General features: G+C 40.0%; 17 protein-coding genes and 1 pseudogene. All 18 read right to left on the bottom strand.

Features of this window, described 5'->3' with window-relative positions; translation table 11 throughout:
* Positions 1–35 precede the first annotated feature (35 nt).
* Positions 36–1,088: an aspartate-semialdehyde dehydrogenase gene (asd, locus tag ACSVDJ_RS07230; protein WP_439169178.1), complete on the bottom strand. Its 1,053-nt coding sequence runs from the start codon at positions 1,086–1,088 to the stop codon at positions 36–38.
* Positions 1,089–1,265: 177 nt separating this feature from the next.
* Positions 1,266–1,865, bottom strand: coding sequence for a dipicolinate synthase subunit B (locus tag ACSVDJ_RS07225; protein ID WP_439169179.1), 600 nt, complete (start codon positions 1,863–1,865; stop codon positions 1,266–1,268).
* A 15-nt stretch (positions 1,866–1,880) separates the two neighbouring features.
* Positions 1,881–2,765, bottom strand: coding sequence for a dipicolinic acid synthetase subunit A (gene dpaA / locus ACSVDJ_RS07220; protein ID WP_439169180.1), 885 nt, complete (start codon positions 2,763–2,765; stop codon positions 1,881–1,883).
* Between the two features lie 185 nt (positions 2,766–2,950).
* The gene (locus ACSVDJ_RS07215) at positions 2,951–4,189 is read right to left on the bottom strand and encodes a M16 family metallopeptidase (RefSeq protein WP_439169181.1); all 1,239 of its coding nucleotides are present in this window, start codon (positions 4,187–4,189) and stop codon (positions 2,951–2,953) included.
* Positions 4,190–4,239: 50 nt separating this feature from the next.
* The gene (locus ACSVDJ_RS07210) at positions 4,240–5,208 is read right to left on the bottom strand and encodes a polysaccharide deacetylase family protein (protein WP_439169182.1); all 969 of its coding nucleotides are present in this window, start codon (positions 5,206–5,208) and stop codon (positions 4,240–4,242) included.
* Between the two features lie 191 nt (positions 5,209–5,399).
* Positions 5,400–7,523, bottom strand: coding sequence for a polyribonucleotide nucleotidyltransferase (gene pnp, locus ACSVDJ_RS07205; protein ID WP_439169183.1), 2,124 nt, complete (start codon positions 7,521–7,523; stop codon positions 5,400–5,402).
* A gap of 231 nt (positions 7,524–7,754) precedes the next feature.
* A complete protein-coding gene (gene rpsO / locus ACSVDJ_RS07200; RefSeq protein ID WP_439169185.1) occupies positions 7,755–8,024 on the bottom strand; it encodes a 30S ribosomal protein S15 in 270 nt (89 codons plus the stop codon).
* Positions 8,025–8,200: 176 nt separating this feature from the next.
* Positions 8,201–9,148: a bifunctional riboflavin kinase/FAD synthetase gene (gene ribF, locus ACSVDJ_RS07195; protein ID WP_439169311.1), complete on the bottom strand. Its 948-nt coding sequence runs from the start codon at positions 9,146–9,148 to the stop codon at positions 8,201–8,203.
* A gap of 21 nt (positions 9,149–9,169) precedes the next feature.
* Positions 9,170–10,078: a tRNA pseudouridine(55) synthase TruB gene (gene truB, locus ACSVDJ_RS07190; protein ID WP_439169186.1), complete on the bottom strand. Its 909-nt coding sequence runs from the start codon at positions 10,076–10,078 to the stop codon at positions 9,170–9,172.
* A gap of 121 nt (positions 10,079–10,199) precedes the next feature.
* The gene (rbfA, locus tag ACSVDJ_RS07185; protein ID WP_338754069.1) at positions 10,200–10,541 is read right to left on the bottom strand and encodes a 30S ribosome-binding factor RbfA; all 342 of its coding nucleotides are present in this window, start codon (positions 10,539–10,541) and stop codon (positions 10,200–10,202) included.
* 14 nt (positions 10,542–10,555) lie between these two features.
* On the bottom strand, positions 10,556–10,834 hold the full coding sequence (locus ACSVDJ_RS07180) for a DUF503 domain-containing protein (RefSeq protein WP_439169187.1): 279 nt from the start codon (positions 10,832–10,834) through the stop codon (positions 10,556–10,558).
* Positions 10,831–12,888 (bottom strand): translation initiation factor IF-2, encoded by a 2,058-nt coding sequence (infB, locus tag ACSVDJ_RS07175; RefSeq protein ID WP_439169188.1) that lies wholly within the window; start codon positions 12,886–12,888, stop codon positions 10,831–10,833. Before infB ends, ACSVDJ_RS07180 begins: the two co-directional genes overlap by 4 nt.
* A gap of 46 nt (positions 12,889–12,934) precedes the next feature.
* Positions 12,935–13,252: a YlxQ family RNA-binding protein gene (locus tag ACSVDJ_RS07170; protein ID WP_439169312.1), complete on the bottom strand. Its 318-nt coding sequence runs from the start codon at positions 13,250–13,252 to the stop codon at positions 12,935–12,937.
* Positions 13,253–13,255: 3 nt separating this feature from the next.
* Complete coding sequence (gene rnpM / locus ACSVDJ_RS07165) at positions 13,256–13,531, bottom strand: RNase P modulator RnpM (RefSeq protein ID WP_439169314.1); 276 nt, start codon at positions 13,529–13,531, stop codon at positions 13,256–13,258.
* A 13-nt stretch (positions 13,532–13,544) separates the two neighbouring features.
* Complete coding sequence (gene nusA, locus ACSVDJ_RS07160; RefSeq protein WP_439169189.1) at positions 13,545–14,663, bottom strand: transcription termination factor NusA; 1,119 nt, start codon at positions 14,661–14,663, stop codon at positions 13,545–13,547.
* Between the two features lie 143 nt (positions 14,664–14,806).
* Positions 14,807–15,277, bottom strand: a complete 471-nt coding sequence (rimP, locus tag ACSVDJ_RS07155; RefSeq protein WP_439169190.1) for a ribosome maturation factor RimP — start codon at positions 15,275–15,277, stop codon at positions 14,807–14,809.
* Between the two features lie 162 nt (positions 15,278–15,439).
* Positions 15,440–16,855, bottom strand: a pseudogene (locus ACSVDJ_RS07150) (PolC-type DNA polymerase III); the annotation flags it as partial.
* Positions 16,856–16,952: 97 nt separating this feature from the next.
* Entirely contained in the window at positions 16,953–18,779 is a 1,827-nt protein-coding gene (gene ltrA / locus ACSVDJ_RS07145) for a group II intron reverse transcriptase/maturase (protein ID WP_439169191.1), read from the bottom strand.
* Positions 18,780–18,848 lie beyond the last annotated feature (69 nt).

The raw sequence follows: 18,848 nt of genomic DNA, 5'->3' as shown, positions 1-18,848 counted from the left end.
CCTCTGCATTTCCTCGGTGAGAATTCATCTATTAATTATTTCGCTTCAACTAGACCCATTTCGACTAGCGTTTCAGCAATTTGAACGGAATTCCAAGCCGCACCTTTTAATAAGTTATCAGATACTACCCACATATGGAAGCCTGTATCTTCATCTAAATCTTTTCTAATTCGTCCAACAAACACGTCCGTTTTGCCGACGCAATCAGCTGGCATTGGATACACTTGCTCCGCAGGATTGTCTTCTAATACGATTCCTGGTGCGTCCTTTAATTTCGCTTGAACATCTGCTGTTGTAACATCTGCTGCTTCCACTTCAAAGTATAAAGACTCAGAATGTCCTGTGGCAATTGGAAGGCGCACACAAGTCGCTGCTACTTTTAATTCTGGCATATGCATAATTTTCTTCGTTTCATTAATCATTTTCATTTCTTCAAATGTAAATCCGTTGTCTTCGAATTTATCAATTTGAGGAATCGCATTAAACGCAATTTGGTAATGCTTTTTATCGCTGCCTACAGGAAGAATTTCTGGTTGGAATTCCTTTCCTTCAACAATTGCTTTTGTTTGATCATTTAATTCTTGAACGGCTTTCGTACCTGCTCCTGATACAGCTTGGTAAGTAGATACTACTACTTTTTTCAAGCCGTATGCTTGACGTAGCGGTTCCAGTGCTGCCACCATTTGAATCGTTGAGCAGTTCGGATTCGCAATGATGCCTTTATGCTGTCTTAAATCTTCTTTATTTACTTCAGGAACAACGAGCGGTACTTCAGGGTCCATTCTGAATGCACTTGTATTGTCAATAACAATAGCGCCGCGCTTTGCTGCCTCTGGAGCTAATTCTTTAGAAATGCTTCCACCCGCGCTGAAAAGAGCGATATCCACACCTTCAAAGCTTTCAGGTTTTGCTTCCTGTACAATTACTTCTTCACCTTTAAATGAAATTGCTTTTCCAGCTGAACGCGCGGATGATAGCAATGTAAGCTCACGAATTGGAAAGTCTCTGTTCGCTAACGTTTCTAACATTTGTTGTCCTACTGCACCTGTTGCCCCTACTACTGCTACATGAAATCCTTGATTACTCATTTTTGCTTCCCCTTTCCCTAAACGAAAGTACTCGTGTATATGTAACACGTTTTCTAATAATAAAAAATAGTAAAAAAAATGTACCAACACTTTTTAATAGCTACTATTTTAACACATTAAAGTTTGAAAAGCAGAAGAAAATATTCAGTTATTTAAAAAAGAGAAAAAAAGGGAAGGTTAACTCCCATCCCTAAATCGTTCAATAATAACCGGCTGAAGCTGTTTACCTAATAAAGCGGCATCAATTGTTTCAATTAAGCTATCCATCCGCGCCACCATGGAGTTCGGCTTCTTCACTGGATCATCTTGACCAAATGGCACAAAATAAATATGCTTCACAGGCATTAACTTCATAATATTCATTCCATTTAATCCGAGAGCATCATTTGTCGATATTCCAAGAATGACTGGTTTATGATTACGAAGCGTCGCCTTTGCGGCCATTAATACAGGGGAATCCGTCATGGCATTGGCTAATTTACTAAGAGAATTACCGGTAATCGGGGCAATGACCATGCAATCGAGAGGAATTTTTGGTCCGAGAGGTTCTGCTGCTACGATGGAATCGATGACTGTCGTGTTTGTTACTTTTTCAATTTTATCCACCCATTCTCCCACTTCTCCAAATCGGGTTCCTGTGCCTTTAACTGTTCCTGTAACTACTGGAACGACTTCTGCTCCGAGTTGAACTAACTTTTCAATCTGAGGGAAAACTTCACTGTACGTACAATGTGAGCCGGTAATTCCAAAACCAATTCGTCGTCCTTTTAAAGTCATGATCTTACTCCCCTTTCATTTTGTCGCATCGTTCTTTAACAATTCCGCGAGCGTATTGGCCAATATTTGTCCTGCCGTTTTCGGAGCAACAAGACCCGGAAGCCCAAGTGCCAAAATCGCCTTTATCCCTCTTTTCTCTGCATAGCGAAAATCTGTTCCTCCTGGCTTTGAAGCAAGGTCAATAATGAGTGTATGCGGTCGCATTTTAGCGATGGCGGACGCCGTCACAACTAAAGAAGGAACCGTATTAATAATAATATCTGCTTTCTCAGCTATCGCTGTTAATTCATCCATTTTAAATGGCGTTAATCCCATCTCAATCGCTCGCGCTAAATGTTCACTTCGTCTCGCCCCAAGCCAAACGTTCGCGCCGAGATCCTTAAAGGTACTAGCTACCGTCATACCCACCCGCCCCATTCCGATCACAGCAACTGTCGATCCATGAATCGTAAAGTCAGTATGCTGAATCGCCATCAACACCGTTCCTTCAGCCGTCGGGATCGAATTATAGATCGCTACATCATCTCGATCAAACAAACGAATAAGTTTTCTTCCTGCTTTTTCAGCCATATTTGTTAGTAAAGGCGGACTAATGCCGGTAAAAATGACACAATGATTAGGTGTTCTATCAAAAATATCTTTTGATAATCGCAAGTTGCTTTTTGAAAAAATTGTTTCTACTTCACCAGTCGCTTGTAAACCAGCCACAGGAAGGACAATCGCATCGATTTGTTCAAAAGGAATGTCTTCCATATTTTCTTTGACCGCTCCAGTGAAGCTTTGCTCTAATTGATCAAATCCTGCTAAATAAATTTTTGCATCCAGTTCTGTTAATTTTCGAATGATTTCAAGTTGACGAGCATCTCCACCTAACACTGCGACTTGAAGCCCTGTCAGCATAACCTTCACCATCCTTTTTATGTGTGGCACCGATTCACTTCTATATTGTATGAGAAAGTTTTTCATCGGTGAAATAAAATGTGATGTTCAACAACAAAAAACTGCCCTATTAAAGAAATGCCTAGTATAAAGAGTGTAAATCCCTCTTTATACTAGGCATCCTTGATAGGAGCAGATCACTTGAATTACTTCATAGAATTCGGCAGTTTCCCGTCTGGACTAATAAGTGCCGCAGAATAATCTTTCGTAAAAATGCGTTCAGACATATTGTTAACTGAATCAAGTGTCACTTGATCAATCAAGCTAACAACTTCATCTAAAGAACGATGCTTTCTTAATACGAGTTCGTTTTTACCGTTTCGGCTCATTCGGCTGTTTGTACTCTCTAGACTAAGCATTAAACTACCTTTTAACTGTTCTTTACTGTTGTGTAGTTCCTTCGTTGTAATACCCTCTCGTTTCAAAGAGCTCAATGTACCTTGAATCGTCTCGAACAATTGGTCGAGTTGTTTCGCTCCCGTTCCTCCATAAATCGTGACAAGTCCACTATCTTGAAAAGACGAATGATAAGAAAAGACTGAATAAGCTAGTCCTCTTTGCTCACGGACTTCTTGGAACAAACGAGATGACATGCTACCTCCTACGATATTATTTAATATAATAAGGCTATAGACGTCTTCACTTCCTAGTGGAAGCCCTTGAAATCCTAAACATAGATGAGCTTGCTCTGTCTCTTTTTTTCTAGAAAGCTTATTGCAATAAAATTCAGGAGCCATTCCGTTCGCTGGTCGGCTACCACCTTCATAGCTTCCGAACAGTTCCACTGCTTGTTTGACTAGCTCTTCGCTCACATTTCCTGCAATAGAGATGACTACTCGATCTGGTGTGTACATATCGTGCATATATTGCTTTAATGTATCTCTCGTAAACGTTGACAACGTTTCTTCCGTTCCAAGAATCGGATAACCGAGTGAATGATTCTCATACACAGCACGGCTTAACAAGTCATGTACAATGTCATCCGGTGTATCCTCATACATTTTAATTTCCTCTGCTACAACGTTCTTCTCTTTGTCCATCTCTTCTTGATCAAATGACGAATGAAAGAACATATCCGCCAACGTTGACAACGCATAAGAAGCATGATTATCTAGTACTTTCGCATAGTAACAAGTATATTCTTTTGATGTGAATGCATTAACGTGTCCACCAATGCTATCAAAGCTTTCCGCGATTTCTTTCGCGGACTTTGTTTCTGTTCCTTTAAAAAACATATGTTCAAGAAAATGAGAAATCCCGTTATTTTCAGGCGTTTCATCTCTTGAACCTGTGGCGATCCAAATTCCAATCGCCGCGGATCTAACAGTTGGAATTTCTTCCAATACGATTCTAACTCCATTGTTACAAGTGAATTTCTTTATCAATGTAATCCTCCTATTCTAGCTGCAGCAAAAAAACAAGTTCTATACGATGTCTATTTCGTATCACTCGATAACACCCGTGTCTCACTTAATAGGTTAGACACTGTACCTATTTTAAACTTCCTCGCCTCGATTTCTTTAACGAGAGTGTCTAAAGAAGCGGCTGAAGATTGTGTCGGATGCATTAAAATAATGGCTCCTGGATGAATTTTGTTCATTACTCGATCAATTAACTCTCCAGGCATTGGCTTTTTCCAATCAACCGTATCCACAGTCCATAACGTGGTCAACATTCCAAGCTTATGAGCTTCTTGTACGGTATGTTCATTAAAGCTTCCGCTAGGCGGAGCAAACAGTTTAGGAGTGTGACCTACAACCGCTTCAATCACTTCATTTGTCTTGACTATTTCTTCATTTGTTTTACTCGTGCTCAAAATCGCCATATTGGGATGTGAATAGGAATGGTTTCCCGCCTCGTGTCCAGCTTTACTAATCATCTTCGCAAGATCGGGATGTTTCTTCACCCATCGGCCTTCAAAAAAGAAGGTGGCATGAACATGATGTTTCTTCAATATCGACAGCATCTCAGGTAAATATTCTTCTCCCCAAGCTACATTTATCGCAAAGCTCACCATTTGCTTGTCCGGATGTCCCCGATAAATGGGAGCTGGTGGCAAGTCTTTTAAATGTATTTTCGGAGGTATCTGCCTGTATATTAAATGTTTTTCAACAAACATTCCATCTTTTTTCATATTTTTTAAAGATTTCTCAATGTCGACTTCAACCCCGTTGTATCCGGGAGTCTTTTTCCACACACGATCGATAACGGCATCTCGAGGGTCTTTGCGACGTTTTTTTGCTTCATCCTTCACTTGATCCTCTAACGATTGAGCTGGCTTTTGTACAGTGATCGTATCATATTTTAGACGATTTATATAGGTATTAATAGATGTATAATTGATCATCGTAAAGGTGATCATCGCCATGGCGACTATACTAGTAACTTTTTTTGCTACCGACATGGGAGCTCTTCCTCCTCTCGTTGTTCATTCATTTAACATTATGAATGAACGAAAAGAAGTAGAACTGAGCCCATTGTACTCATTAAAAAAGGGCCGACTCTCATGATACAATACCTACAATCTACCATGGATAGCTTTTTAGGTATGGTAAAGTTCATGAGAGACAGACCCCATTATGACAGACTTTACTATTAAGATTCTTGCTGCTTTTCAGCGGCTTCCTTTTGCTCTTTTAATACCGCTTTACGTGAAACATTCACTCGTCCTTGTTCGTCAATACTAATGACTTTCACCAATACTTGATCTCCAAGGGAAAGAACATCTTCTACTTTGCGAACACGCTCTTCTGCTAATTCAGAAATATGCACGAGCCCATCTTTACCTGGGAATAATTCAACAAAGGCACCGAATTTCTCAATGCGTTTCACCGTTCCTAAATACATTTGACCAACTACCGCCTCGCGAACGATATCTTCAATAATTTTCTTTGCTTCATTATTTTTCGCTGCATCTGTAGAAGAAATGAAGATCGTTCCATCTTGCTCGATATCAATCTTAACGCCTGTTTCATCAATGATTTTGTTGATTTGTTTTCCACTTGGTCCGATCACATCACGGATCTTATCTGGATTAATTTTCATTGTTAAAATCTTCGGTGCATAGGCAGATAATTCTTCACGCGGCTCAGAAATCGTCGCCATCATATGATCTAGAATCTGCATTCGACCTACTTTTGCTTGTTGCAAGGCTTCTTCAAGAATTTCTCGGCTAAGTCCTTCAATCTTAATGTCCATTTGAAGCGCCGTTACCCCTTTAGATGTTCCTGCCACTTTAAAGTCCATATCACCTAAGTGATCTTCTAGCCCTTGAATGTCTGTTAACACCGTATAATGTTCACCAGACTTCACAAGTCCCATTGCAATCCCAGCTACTGGAGCTTTAATTGGCACACCTGCATCCATCATAGCCATCGTACTTGCACAAATACTTGCTTGAGAAGAAGAACCATTGGATTCCAATACTTCTGACACAAGACGAATTGTGTATGGGAAGTCCTTTTCGCTAGGAACAATTGGTTCAAGCGCTCTTTCTCCTAAAGCCCCATGTCCAATTTCACGGCGACCAGGCGCACGAAGCGGACGAGTTTCACCGACACTGAAGGAAGGGAAGTTGTAATGGTGCATAAAGCGTTTCGATTCCTCTACACCTAGTCCATCTAAAATTTGCACATCGCCTAGAGCACCAAGTGTACAAATGCTTAGTACTTGTGTTTGTCCACGCGTGAACATACCAGAACCATGCGTACGTGGTAAAATATTAGTCGTTGAAGCGAGTGGACGGATTTCATCGATTTGGCGTCCATCTGGTCGAATCTTTTCAACCGTGATTAAGCGACGAACTTCTTCCTTCACAAGCTTATCTAGCATTTGACCAACTTGTTTCATCGTTTCGTCATCGGCTTCTTCTTCAACAAACTTTTCTTTCACTGCATTTTTCACTACTGTGATCGCTTCTTCACGCGCATGCTTTTCTTGCACTTGAATCGCTTGAACCATCTCTTGCTCGCAAAGAGCGCGAATTTTTTGGTCAATGTCTACATCAATTTCATATAGCTCTATTTCGAGCTTTTCTTTGCCAATTGCTTGAACGATTTCTTCTTGGAAAGCAATCAGTCGTTTAATTTCTTCATGCCCGAACATAATCGCTTCAAGCATTACTTCTTCAGGTACTTCATCCGCGCCAGCTTCAACCATGTTGATCGCATCTTTCGTACCAGCAACCGTTAAGTTCATGTCACTTTTCTCCATTTGTTCAACAGATGGATTGATGATGAACTCACCATCGATGCGACCTACCACAACTCCAGCAATCGGGCCTTCAAATGGGATATCCGAAACGCTTAATGCTAAAGAAGAACCAAACATCGCTGCCATTTCAGAAGAACAATCTTGATCGACACTCATGACAATACTAATAACTTGTACTTCATTACGGAATCCGTCTGCAAACAACGGACGAATTGGACGATCGATTAAACGACTAGCTAACGTCGCTTTTTCACTCGGACGACCTTCACGCTTAATGAATCCACCCGGAATTTTCCCTACCGCATATAAACGCTCTTCATAATTGACTGTCAGTGGGAAAAAGTCTACTGCTTTTGCTTCTTTTGATGCTGTTGCTGTGCTTAACACAACCGTATCTCCATAATGGATTAGTGCTGCTCCATTTGCTTGTTTAGCGACCTCGCCGATTTCTACAGTCAGCGTTCGGCCTGCCCATTCTATGGAAAATGCTTGTTTCCCTTGCTCCATAAATGAACCCCTCTCTATATCAATAAAAATGATGAATAATTTGCAATCCTACATAATAGCATAACATTCGTTGAATGCTCTGCAAAGACATAACCTTTAAATTACCTATCTTATGTATTATTTACTGAAAACACATTCGTTAAGCATTTATTTTTAACATCAAATGTAAGTAAATACCAAATGTTTTAAACGTAATAAAAAAGCGGGAAAAAATCCCGCTTCTCGCATTGCTTATCGACGTAAGCCAAGTTTTTGAATTAATTCACGGTAGCGTGAAACGTCTTTGTTACGAAGGTATGTTAACAAGTTACGACGACGTCCTACCATTTTTAAAAGACCACGACGTGAATGATGATCTTTTTTGTGAGTACGTAAGTGATCGTTTAGCGTGTTGATTTGCTCAGTAAGTACAGCGATTTGTACTTCTGGAGATCCAGTGTCACTCTCGTGTGTTTTAAATTGGTTAATGATTTCGTTCTTACGTTCTTGAGTTAATGCCATTTGTAATTCCTCCTTAAATTTTAAAATCCCCTGTTACTGAGCATGCGTCGGAGTGGCGCGATGCCAAGCAAAGGTTCAATTTATACGGTCTCAATTGTATCGGATACTCTATCAAAATGCAAGCTTTTTATCTCGTATTAACGAGACTCAATCCCTTCATTGATTGAAGGGTCACATTATGATTGCTTAGCTAAGTAATCCATCGCCATTTGTTTATCTTGTTCAATTTGCTGGACAAGCGCTTCAATGCCGTTAAATTTCTGCTCTCCTCGAATATGGACAAACCATTGAATAGTTACTTCCTCTCCGTAAATCGAGTATTGAAAATCAAAAATATGTACTTCAATGGATAGTGAAGGTTCATCCGGATTTTTAAATGTTGGTCTGTATCCAACATTACAAACCCCTTTATACCACTGACCTTTCACTTTGATCTTCACCGCATACACACCTGTTTTCGGGATGATAAAATCCGTACTTACTTCAACATTGGCAGTCGGAAAGCCGATTTTCCTTCCGCGCTTATCTCCATGAATAACGGTCCCTCTCACTTCATATGGTCGACTAACTAATTGATTTACCATCTCCATTTGTCCCTCTTCAAGCAGTGTCCTTATTCTTGTGGAACTCACTTTTTCTGCTTCATGTTCCAATTTATCAACCGTCGTATAATCAAATTGACTTCGAGAATGAAAATGAATCGTCTCCATCGTTCCCTTACCTAATCTACCGTACGTATAATCAAAACCAGCTACGACATGTACGACATGTAAACCAATAATATAGCTATCAATAAATTGTTGCGGTTCTAAAGCAGCAAAATCAGAAGTAAACCGCACGACAAATAAGTAATCCACATCAAGCGATTCAATGACTTTCTTCTTTTCTTGTAATGGCGTAATATATTTAATTTGCTTATGCTTTCGACCTAACACAACGGAGGGATGCGGGTCAAAGGTCATGACTGCACTTTTGATACCTAACTCTCGTGCTTTGTTCACGGCTGTTTGAATCACTTGTTGATGACCTTTATGCACACCGTCAAAAAAACCAAGAGCCATAACGAGCGGTGGTAAGCTTTCTCTTTGTAATTGATGAGGATGATGCAACATGATCATTTCCACTTTTTTCACCCTTCTTCCTGGTCAATCACCTAATACTTTGACGGGCTTGATCTTTCCCGGCTTTGTCGGATGTAGACCATATATAGCTAGTAAATGCCCATGAACAATGACGGCAGCTTCTGTTTCTCCTGCTGGCCAATCATTTGGCTGATCAAGCACAGCGCCGTTTTTCACTTTCTCTGCTAATGTATCACTTATCTCCCATTTCGGCAAATGGGAAACTCCTTTTTCAAGTGGGTGTAACCAACTCTCGACTTCGTTATTTTCTTGCTTCTCCTCTAGCTCCTTAAGAGTTAAACAGTCGGCTTGAGTAAATCCACCGGATGAAGTTCTCACCAAGTGTGACATATGAGCAGGATAACCTAGTCTTTCTCCAATCATGACAGCAAGGGTACGGATATACGTTCCTTTCCCACAAGCTACTCTAATTGAAAAACGAATCGACTCGCCAGTAAACATTTCTCGATCATCAAGAAGTTCAATACCTTCAATGACAACCCTTCTAGAAGGACGTTCCACTTCGATTCCTTGTCGAGCGTATTCATATAATCGCTTTCCATTAACCTTGACAGCTGAGTACATCGGTGGAGTTTGAACAATCTCCCCCGTTAAAGACTGCAATACACGTAAAACATCTTCCCTCGAAAATGATTCCGTTATCGTTTTTTGTTCCACAGTCTCACCAGAAGCATCTTCTGTTGTTGTAGAGTGACCGATCATCACTTCGGCAACATACTCTTTCCCTGAATTCATGATATACTCAGATAATTTCGTTGCTCGACCGATACAAATGGGCAAAACTCCCTCAACATCAGGATCAAGCGTACCTGTATGCCCGACTTTTTTTGTACGCAAAATTTTTCTAATGCGGAAAACGCAGTCATGAGAGGTCATTCCTTTTTCTTTCCAAAGTGGTAATATACCGTTCATCCTGATTCTCTCCTTGTTCATTTTCTTCGTAAAAAAAAGAGGTCTTAAGCCTCTTCATGAATGAAATATAGAAAAAAGTCTATAGGCATTCAATTGAAGAAGCGAAAGACCCTTCCTTTTATTATTCGCTGTCAATTTCTCTTAGCAGCGCATCAATTCGATTTCCGTAAGCAATCGATTCATCGAATTCGAACAATAACTCTGGTGTTTTACGAAGACGGATTCTCTGTCCAACTTCAGAACGGATAAATCCTTTCGCTTTAGCAAGAGCTTTTAACGTTTCTTCCCGTTTTTGCTCATCGCCAAGCACAGTAATATAAACCTTCGCTTGTTGGAGATCTCCAGTGACTTCTACATCTGTCACTGTAATAAAGCCAATGCGAGGGTCCTTCACTTTACGGTTTAAAATATCCGTTAACTCTTTTTTCATTTGTTCTCCGACACGATTCGAACGAAGCGTCATCTTTGTTCACCTCTTTATAACCATTCATAAGATGTCATCAGCCGCTCCCATTCAGGAAAAGAGTCTAGAAATTTTAGTGCATTTTCTAGTTCCCTCTCAGTTGCCTGTTTGGAGGAAGCAACGGTGACAATGGTAAGCTGCGTCCGTTGCCAAACATCTTGATGGTTCGTTTCAGCAACAGACACATTTAATTTTTGCTTTAGGCGAGTGATTGTACGTTGAAGCACGGCCCGCTTTTCTTTTAAAGAATGGGACTCATGAATGACATATTCTACTTTAACGCAACCAATCATTTACGCTCAATTTCCTCTTCAATGAAGGCTTCAATAATGTCGCCTTCCTTCACATCATTGAAGTTTTTAATCGTGATTCCGCACTCATAACCTTGAGCGACTTCTTTCGCATCATCTTTGAAGCGTCTTAGTGCATCCACTTCCCCTTCAAAAATTACGATGCCATCACGAATTAAGCGAACACCGCTATCGCGAGTGATTTTTCCTTCTGTCACATAAGATCCAGCAATGGTACCGACTTTCGATACTTTAAATGTTTGACGGACTTCTGCTTGACCGATAATTTTTTCTTGGAATTCTGGATCAAGCATTCCTTTCATCGCCGCTTCAATTTCTTCGATCACTTTATAAATGATGCGGTGAAGACGTACATCTACTTCTTCCGCTTCCGCTGCACGTTTCGCATTCACATCTGGGCGTACATTGAAGCCAATAACGATTGCGTTAGAAGCTGAGGCAAGAATAACATCTGACTCAGTAATCGCTCCAACACCTGTGTGAATGATTTTCACATTTACGCCTTCTACTTCAAGCTTTTGCAGGGCAGCAGCAACGGCTTCAAGCGACCCTTGAACATCGGCTTTTAATACGATATTTAAATCTTTCATTTCCCCTTGTTTCATATGTTCAAACAAGTTATCTAAGCTCACGCGTGATTTCTCGCTACGTTGCGCTTGTAACGCCTCTTGAGCACGGGATTCACCGATTTGGCGAGCTGTTTTCTCATCTTCAAACACGACGAAACGGTCTCCCGCTAATGGTACATCATTTAATCCGGTAATTTCTACAGGTGTAGAAGGTCCGGCTACTTTCACTCGACGTCCTAGATCATTGACCATCGCACGTACACGACCGAACGTGTTACCAACAACGATTGGGTCTCCTACATTTAACGTACCGTTTTGAACGAGTAACGTCGCAACAGAACCGCGGCCTTTATCAAGCTGAGCCTCGATCACTGTTCCAATCGCACGACGATCTGGATTCGCCTTCAGCTCTTCTACTTCAGCAACAAGTAGAATCATTTCAATCAATGTGTCAATTCCTTCACCGTGTTTCGCTGATAGAGGAACGAAAATCGTTTCGCCGCCCCAAGCTTCTGGTAAAAGACCATGCTCAGTCAATTCTTGCATTACGCGATCTGGGTTCGCTGTTGGCTTATCAATTTTGTTGACAGCAACAATAATCGGTACTTCTGCCGCTTTCGCATGATTGATCGCTTCAATTGTTTGTGGCATAACTCCATCATCCGCAGCCACAACAAGGATTGTGATATCTGTAATTTTCGCTCCGCGAGCACGCATCGTTGTAAACGCCGCATGTCCAGGTGTATCAAGGAACGTGATTTTTTTGTCTTGCTCCTCAATTTGATACGCACCGATATGCTGGGTAATTCCGCCAGCTTCTCCTTCAGTGACCTTCGTGTTTCGAATAGAATCAAGAAGCGTTGTTTTCCCATGGTCGACGTGTCCCATGATCGTTACTACTGCTGGTCTTTCAATTACTTCCTCTTCTTCATCAACTTCAAAATACACTTCTAGATCTGCTTTATCAATTAAGATTTCTTCTTCTACTTCCACACCGTATTCACCAGCAATTAATTCAATCGCATCGCCTTCTAATTCTTGGTTAATCGTAGCCATTACACCTAACATGAACAACTTTTTAATAATTTCAGACGGCTCACGATTTAATTTCTTAGCCAATTCCGTTACTGTTAATGATTCAGTAAATGTAATTTTTTCTGGTAATTCTTTCACTTTAGGTGGAGTCGGTACAGCAGGTTTGACGTTTTTTTGTTTGTTGCCTTGTCTATTACGTCCTTGAGCTTTATTATTTCCTTTTTGATGAGGATTTCTCTTATTACCTTGAGATTTTGCTCCCTGTTTTGGTTTCGATGTAGAACCTTTACCAGCACTTTGTGTATTACTTGTTTTTGATTGATTTAATGATTTATCCAATGTTTGTGTAGCCCCCTTGTCAATAACAGTCATATGATTAGAGACTTCAATATTCCACTCTTTCAACTTATCAATGACTACTTTATTTGACACGTTTTTTTCTTTCGCATATTCATACACTTTTTAAGCCATGATATGTTCACCCTTGCGTATAATCATCAAGGAGGGTAGAAAGCTTGTTGGCAAAGCCTGAATCAAGCACCGCTAAAACAACTCTAGCCTCTTTGCCAATTGCCTGACCTAGAACATATCGATCATCTACCCATCTTACGGGCACTCGATAAAAATTTGCTTTATCTTGAATTTTCTTCTTTGTATTAGGTGAAGCATCCATCGACAGCAAAATCAGCTTCGCTTGGCCTCTTTGAATTTCCTTTACTGTCAGTTCTTCACCAGAAATAATTTTTCTTGCACGGTTAGCTAATCCGAGTAATCCTACCCATTGAGGTTGCTTCATCAATTAATGATTCTCCTTTTCCACAAGAGACCACAATTCCTCGAAAATAGCATCTGGTACCTCTGCACTTAAATGTCGGGATAAGATCCCTCTTTTTTTCGCTAATTCAACAGCTTCTTTATTTTTAGATAAATAAGCTCCACGCCCAGATTTTTTACCCGTTAAGTCAACAGATACGTCTCCTTCTTTCGAACGGACGATTCTTACCATTTCTTTTTTAGATTTCATTTCGCCTGTTGCTACGCATTTTCTTAATGGAACTTTTTTTTGGTTAGCCATCATTCTTCACCTCTTATTCAATTTCTTCGGAGGAAAAGTCATAAGCTTCTTCATCTACAGATTGGATCACGATGTCTTCTCGCGGATAAATCCCGGCTTCGCGAGCATCTGATTCGCTCTTAATATCGATCTTCCAGTTCGTTAATTTGGCAGCTAAACGAGCATTTTGACCTCTTTTTCCAATTGCAAGAGAAAGCTGATAATCCGGTACAACGACTGTTGTCGCTTTGTTCTCTTCGTCTACTTGTACATCGACCACTTTCGATGGACTTAAAGCGTTAGCAACAAAAACGACTGGGTCTTCCGACCATTTTACAATGTCAATTTTCTCGCCTTTTAGTTCATTGACAATCGCTTGTACACGGTTCCCTTTTGGACCAACGCATGCACCGACAGGATCAATTTCTGGATTTTCTGCATAGACAGAGATTTTCGAACGATCTCCTGCTTCGCGTGAAACCGAACGGATTTCAACCGTACCATCGAAGATTTCCGGCACTTCAATTTCAAACAAGCGCTTTAATAAGCCTGGATGCGTTCTTGAAACAAAGATTTGTGGGCCTTTTGTCGTTCTCTCTACTTTTGTAATAAAGACTTTAATGCGGTCATGTGGCTTATAGCTTTCATTCGGCATTTGTTCAGATAACGGTAATAAAGCTTCGATTTTGCCGAGGCTCACATAGATAAAACGAGAATCTTGACGTTGAACGATCCCAGTCATAATATCTTCTTCACGGTCGATAAATTCGGAATAAATAATTCCTCTTTCCGCTTCACGCACGCGTTGAGTAACTACTTGCTTCGCCGTTTGAGCGGCAATGCGACCAAAGTCCTTCGGTGTTACTTCTAACTCTACAATATCGCCAATTTCATAGGCTGGATTTACTTCTCGCGCATCCGTTTCTGAAATTTCTAAGCGACTATCAAATACTTCGTCTACCACTTCTTTACGTGCAAATACACGCATTGTACCTGTGGCTAAATTCAAATCCACGCGAACATTTTGCGCTTGATTAAAGTTGCGCTTATAGGCAGAAACAAGTGCTGCTTCAATTGCCTCAATGATCACATCTCTTTCAATTCCTTTTTCTTTCTCTAAGTACAAAAGAGCATCATATAATTCAGTGCTCATCGAACGTTCCGCCCCCTTAAATTAATTCAAACGATCCTTTATGGAAAGTTCTTCAAAAACAAATTCCCTTTCATCCATCATTTCATTGAAAAAGCCGATTCATTCGGCAAAAATGAGGGTGGGCCTCCACTCTCCTCTATCATTTAAGAGAAGGAAACAGCAAGGCGTGCTTTCGCTACTTTCTCCATCGGAATTTCCACTTGTTTTTTTCTTGTTTTGACCATATATTCAACGGTCAATGATTCTTGGTCATAGGATAATAATGTGCCTTCAAAAGCTTTTTCACCATCAATCGCTTCATACGTTTTCACATGTACTCTTTTGCCGATGGCTCTTTCGAAGTCTTTTGTTTTTTTCAGCGGTCTCTCCGCTCCTGGCGAAGATACCTCAAGGAAATAGTTGTATGGAATAGGATCTTTCGCATCTAGTTGCTCGCTTAAACGTTCACTCACGATGCCACATTCTTCAATATCCACACCCGTTTCTTTGTCGATATAAATACGCAAAAACCAGTTCTTACCTTCTTTGACGTATTCAATGTCGACTAATTCCAAGTTTAAATCTTCTGTGATTGGTGTTACTAGCTCTTCTACGATTTCCATTACTTTGCTCATCTAATACCTCCTGGTTGACTAGCTTTCCGGACCAAGAAATGAAACTCTATACAAACACGAAAGAGTGGGGATGCCCCACTCTTTCACAGAGAGTTATCAATTAGTATTTCCATTAAAAATATACCACATCCATCGCATATATGCAACTAAGGTATGTCAAGGCTAAAATAATGACAATTGATTTTGATCAGGTAGTGAAGCGAGACAGCCGTGATTATCTAAATACTCAATAATGGTTTTCGATACCTTGCCTCGTTGCTGTAAATCTTCCTTCGAGAGAAATTCTCCTTCTTCACGCGCTTTAACAATATTATAAGCAGCGTTCGTTCCTAAACCTGGAATCGAATTAAACGGCGGGATAAGAGATTGGCCATCTATCACGAATTGATCGGCACTTGAGCGGTATAAATCCACTTTTTGAAAAGAAAATCCGCGCTCACTCATTTCAAGAGATAACTCTAAAACGGTCAGTAAGTTCTTTTCTTTCGGTGAAGCATCGAGTCCTTTCGCATTGATCTCCTCTAGCTTCGATTTAATCGCCGCCGAGCCTCTTACCATCGCTTCAATATCAAAATCCTCTGCACGCACAGTAAAATAGGCAGCATAATAAAGTAGCGGTAAATGTACTTTAAAATAAGCAATCCGCACCGCCATTAGTACATATGCAGCAGCGTGAGCCTTTGGAAACATGTATTTGATCTTTTTACACGAATCAATGTACCACTCTGGAACTTTTTTATTGCGCATTTCCTCTTCCATTTCCTCCGTTAGTCCTTTTCCTTTACGAACGGACTCCATAATTTTAAAGGCGAAGGCTGGATCGAGATCCTGGTAAATTAAATACACCATAATATCATCACGACAGCCGATTACATCGCTCAATTCACAAATGCCGTTGTGAACCAACTCTTGCGCATTGCCAAGCCAAACGTCCGTCCCATGAGATAATCCAGAAATCTGTACAAGCTCTGAAAACGTCGTCGGTTTCGTATCTTCAAGCATTTGACGAACGAATCTTGTTCCGAATTCCGGAATGCCAAGCGTTCCCGTTTTACACATAATTTGTTCTTCTGTCACACCGAGTGATTCCGTTCCGCTAAAAATTTTCATCACTTCTGGATCATCGGTAGGAATCGTTTTCGGATCAATTCCCGATAAATCCTGAAGCATCCGGATCACAGTCGGATCATCGTGTCCAAGAATATCAAGCTTTAATAAGTTGTCATGGATAGAATGGAAGTCAAAGTGGGTCGTTTTCCATTCCGATTTATCACTATCAGCTGGGTATTGAATCGGTGAAAAATCATAAATATCCATGTAATCAGGAACAACGATAATTCCCCCAGGATGCTGGCCTGTCGTCCGCTTTACTCCTGTACAGCCTTTTGCTAAACGATCGACTTCCGCTCCACGAATTTGCAAATCATTATCCGCAGCGTAGCCCTTTACATATCCAAAGGCCGTTTTATCAGCGACGGTACCGATCGTTCCCGCACGATACACATTCTCTTCACCAAACAGTACTTTTGTATAGTTATGCGCTCTCGGTTGATACTCACCAGAGAAGTATAGTGATAGGTAAACCTTTGATATTATCTCTAGCTTTTCCCCCACTCCACACCGTGCATGAGGCTTTCACACTCACACGGCGTTCCATCGTTAATTTTGTTGAAGGTTATAGGCTAAGCTTTGGATTTCCTACTTCCGTTCTTAGCCTGTTTAGCTTTATTATTGCTTTCTTTTCGAACTTAGCTAACATTTTTTCGTAATCTTTATTCACAATCGGGTCTTTATTGTGAATAAGCATATGATATTTCTTATTAATAATAAGCAAATTGTCATACTCATCACTTCCAGCTTGTGCTGTTGGCTTAATATGGTGGCAGATTGCATTATGGGGCGTCAAACGTTCCCCTGTTATACCGCAACATCCTTTTTGAGCCACATATTTGCTTAAACGGTTGTTTTCATACAATATACTTTTCGCTTTATATATTCCCTTACGAAACATTTCAATTTCACGAACAGACACTTGTTTCAAATCTTTATGAATTGAGGACCTGTCATTCTCGTTGTAAATCGTAAATTCAGGTTTTCTCTGTCCTCGTATATCATGCCGAATCGCTTCAATAGGATATACCAGCAATCCATTGCTTTTAAATCTTGGACAACTATAGTCCCCATAAAATTTATCAATGACATTGTTTGTTTCTTTCGTTTTCACGAATATATTTCTAAATATCAATGATTTAATATTCGGATGAACTTGATGTCTTATCTCATTGAAGTCTTGAGATATCCTTGTCGCAATCTTGTAATAGTTATGCAACCCAAGAATATTCGCATTGAAATTCATCACTTTTTCTGGGGTAGGACTTTTTCGAAGTTTTACTAACTGATGCCTTATGACCCCTTGCACCTTTTGTTTTGCTTTTGGGTCCATTTTTGAATTTACAATATAACCTGTTTTAGCATCTCCCTTTTGAACTGCTCTAAATCGAATACCTAAAAAATCTGTACCGTTTTTACGCAAATTAGTGATTTTACTTTTTTCTTCACTTATCTCAAGCCCTAATCTTTCTTTGAGCCATTTTTCCACTGCTATTTTAATCTTCCTAGCATTTTCATAAGAGTTTGTGAATATTTTAAAATCATCTGCGTATCTAACAAGATACATTGGCTTTAGCCTTGTCTTTTTCAGTGCATCCGTTTTATTTCGTTTCAGTTTATAGGGTACTCTAGTCGGCTTTGTTTCCCACTGATTAGAAACCCACCAATCTAATTCATTCAGCACTACATTGGTAAGTAGTGGCGATAAAATACCACCTTGTGGAGTCCCTTTTGTAGAAATGCCTTCACCTGTAATTTCAGCTTTAAGCATCTTTTTAACAATAGATAAAACTTTCTTGTCCCTTATTCCTATCGTCCATAGCTGCCTTATTAGTTTTTTATGATTCACGTTATCGAAAAATCCTTTGATATCTACATCAACCACGAAGTGCTGATGACTATGATTGACCATGTGATAACATCTTGCTAGTGCATCATGTGTACTTCTTTTTGGTCTAAATCCATAGCTCTGAGGATGAAACCTCGCTTCCACAATCGGTTCAAGCACTTGCAAGAACATTTGTTGTATTAATCTATCTTCAATTGTTGGAATACCAAGTGGTCTCATCTTGCCATTTGGCTTCGGAATGAATAATCTCCTAACCGCATGTGGCGAGTAGTTCTCAAGTCTTTTCCTTGTTAGTCTAACTAATTCATCGGCATCCATTTTATTCAAATGCTTAATCGTATGTCCGTTTGTACCTTTCGTTTTACTGCCCGTATTGCTTTTCAAGTTTCGAAAGGCTAATAAAATGTTTTCTTCAGAAATAATCAGCTTATAAATGTCTGTAAAATAGCGATCACTTTTGCTCTGTTCATAAAGATTATCGAAAATTGGTTGTAAGCCAAAATATTCGTTATTTCTTAGCTTTTGAATCATTAAGTCAGCCAACTAATCACTCCTTTGCGAAGTTTTCGTTCTCTTTAGTCATACACGAATCTGACTTATTGTAGGTTTAGT

The organism is Bacillus sp. Hm123 (assembly GCF_051842975.2).
Classification (GTDB): Bacteria; Bacillota; Bacilli; order Bacillales; family Domibacillaceae; genus Bacillus_CE.
The sequence above is the reverse complement of the archived record's forward strand: the minus strand, read 5'-3'. Positions and strand labels throughout refer to the sequence as shown.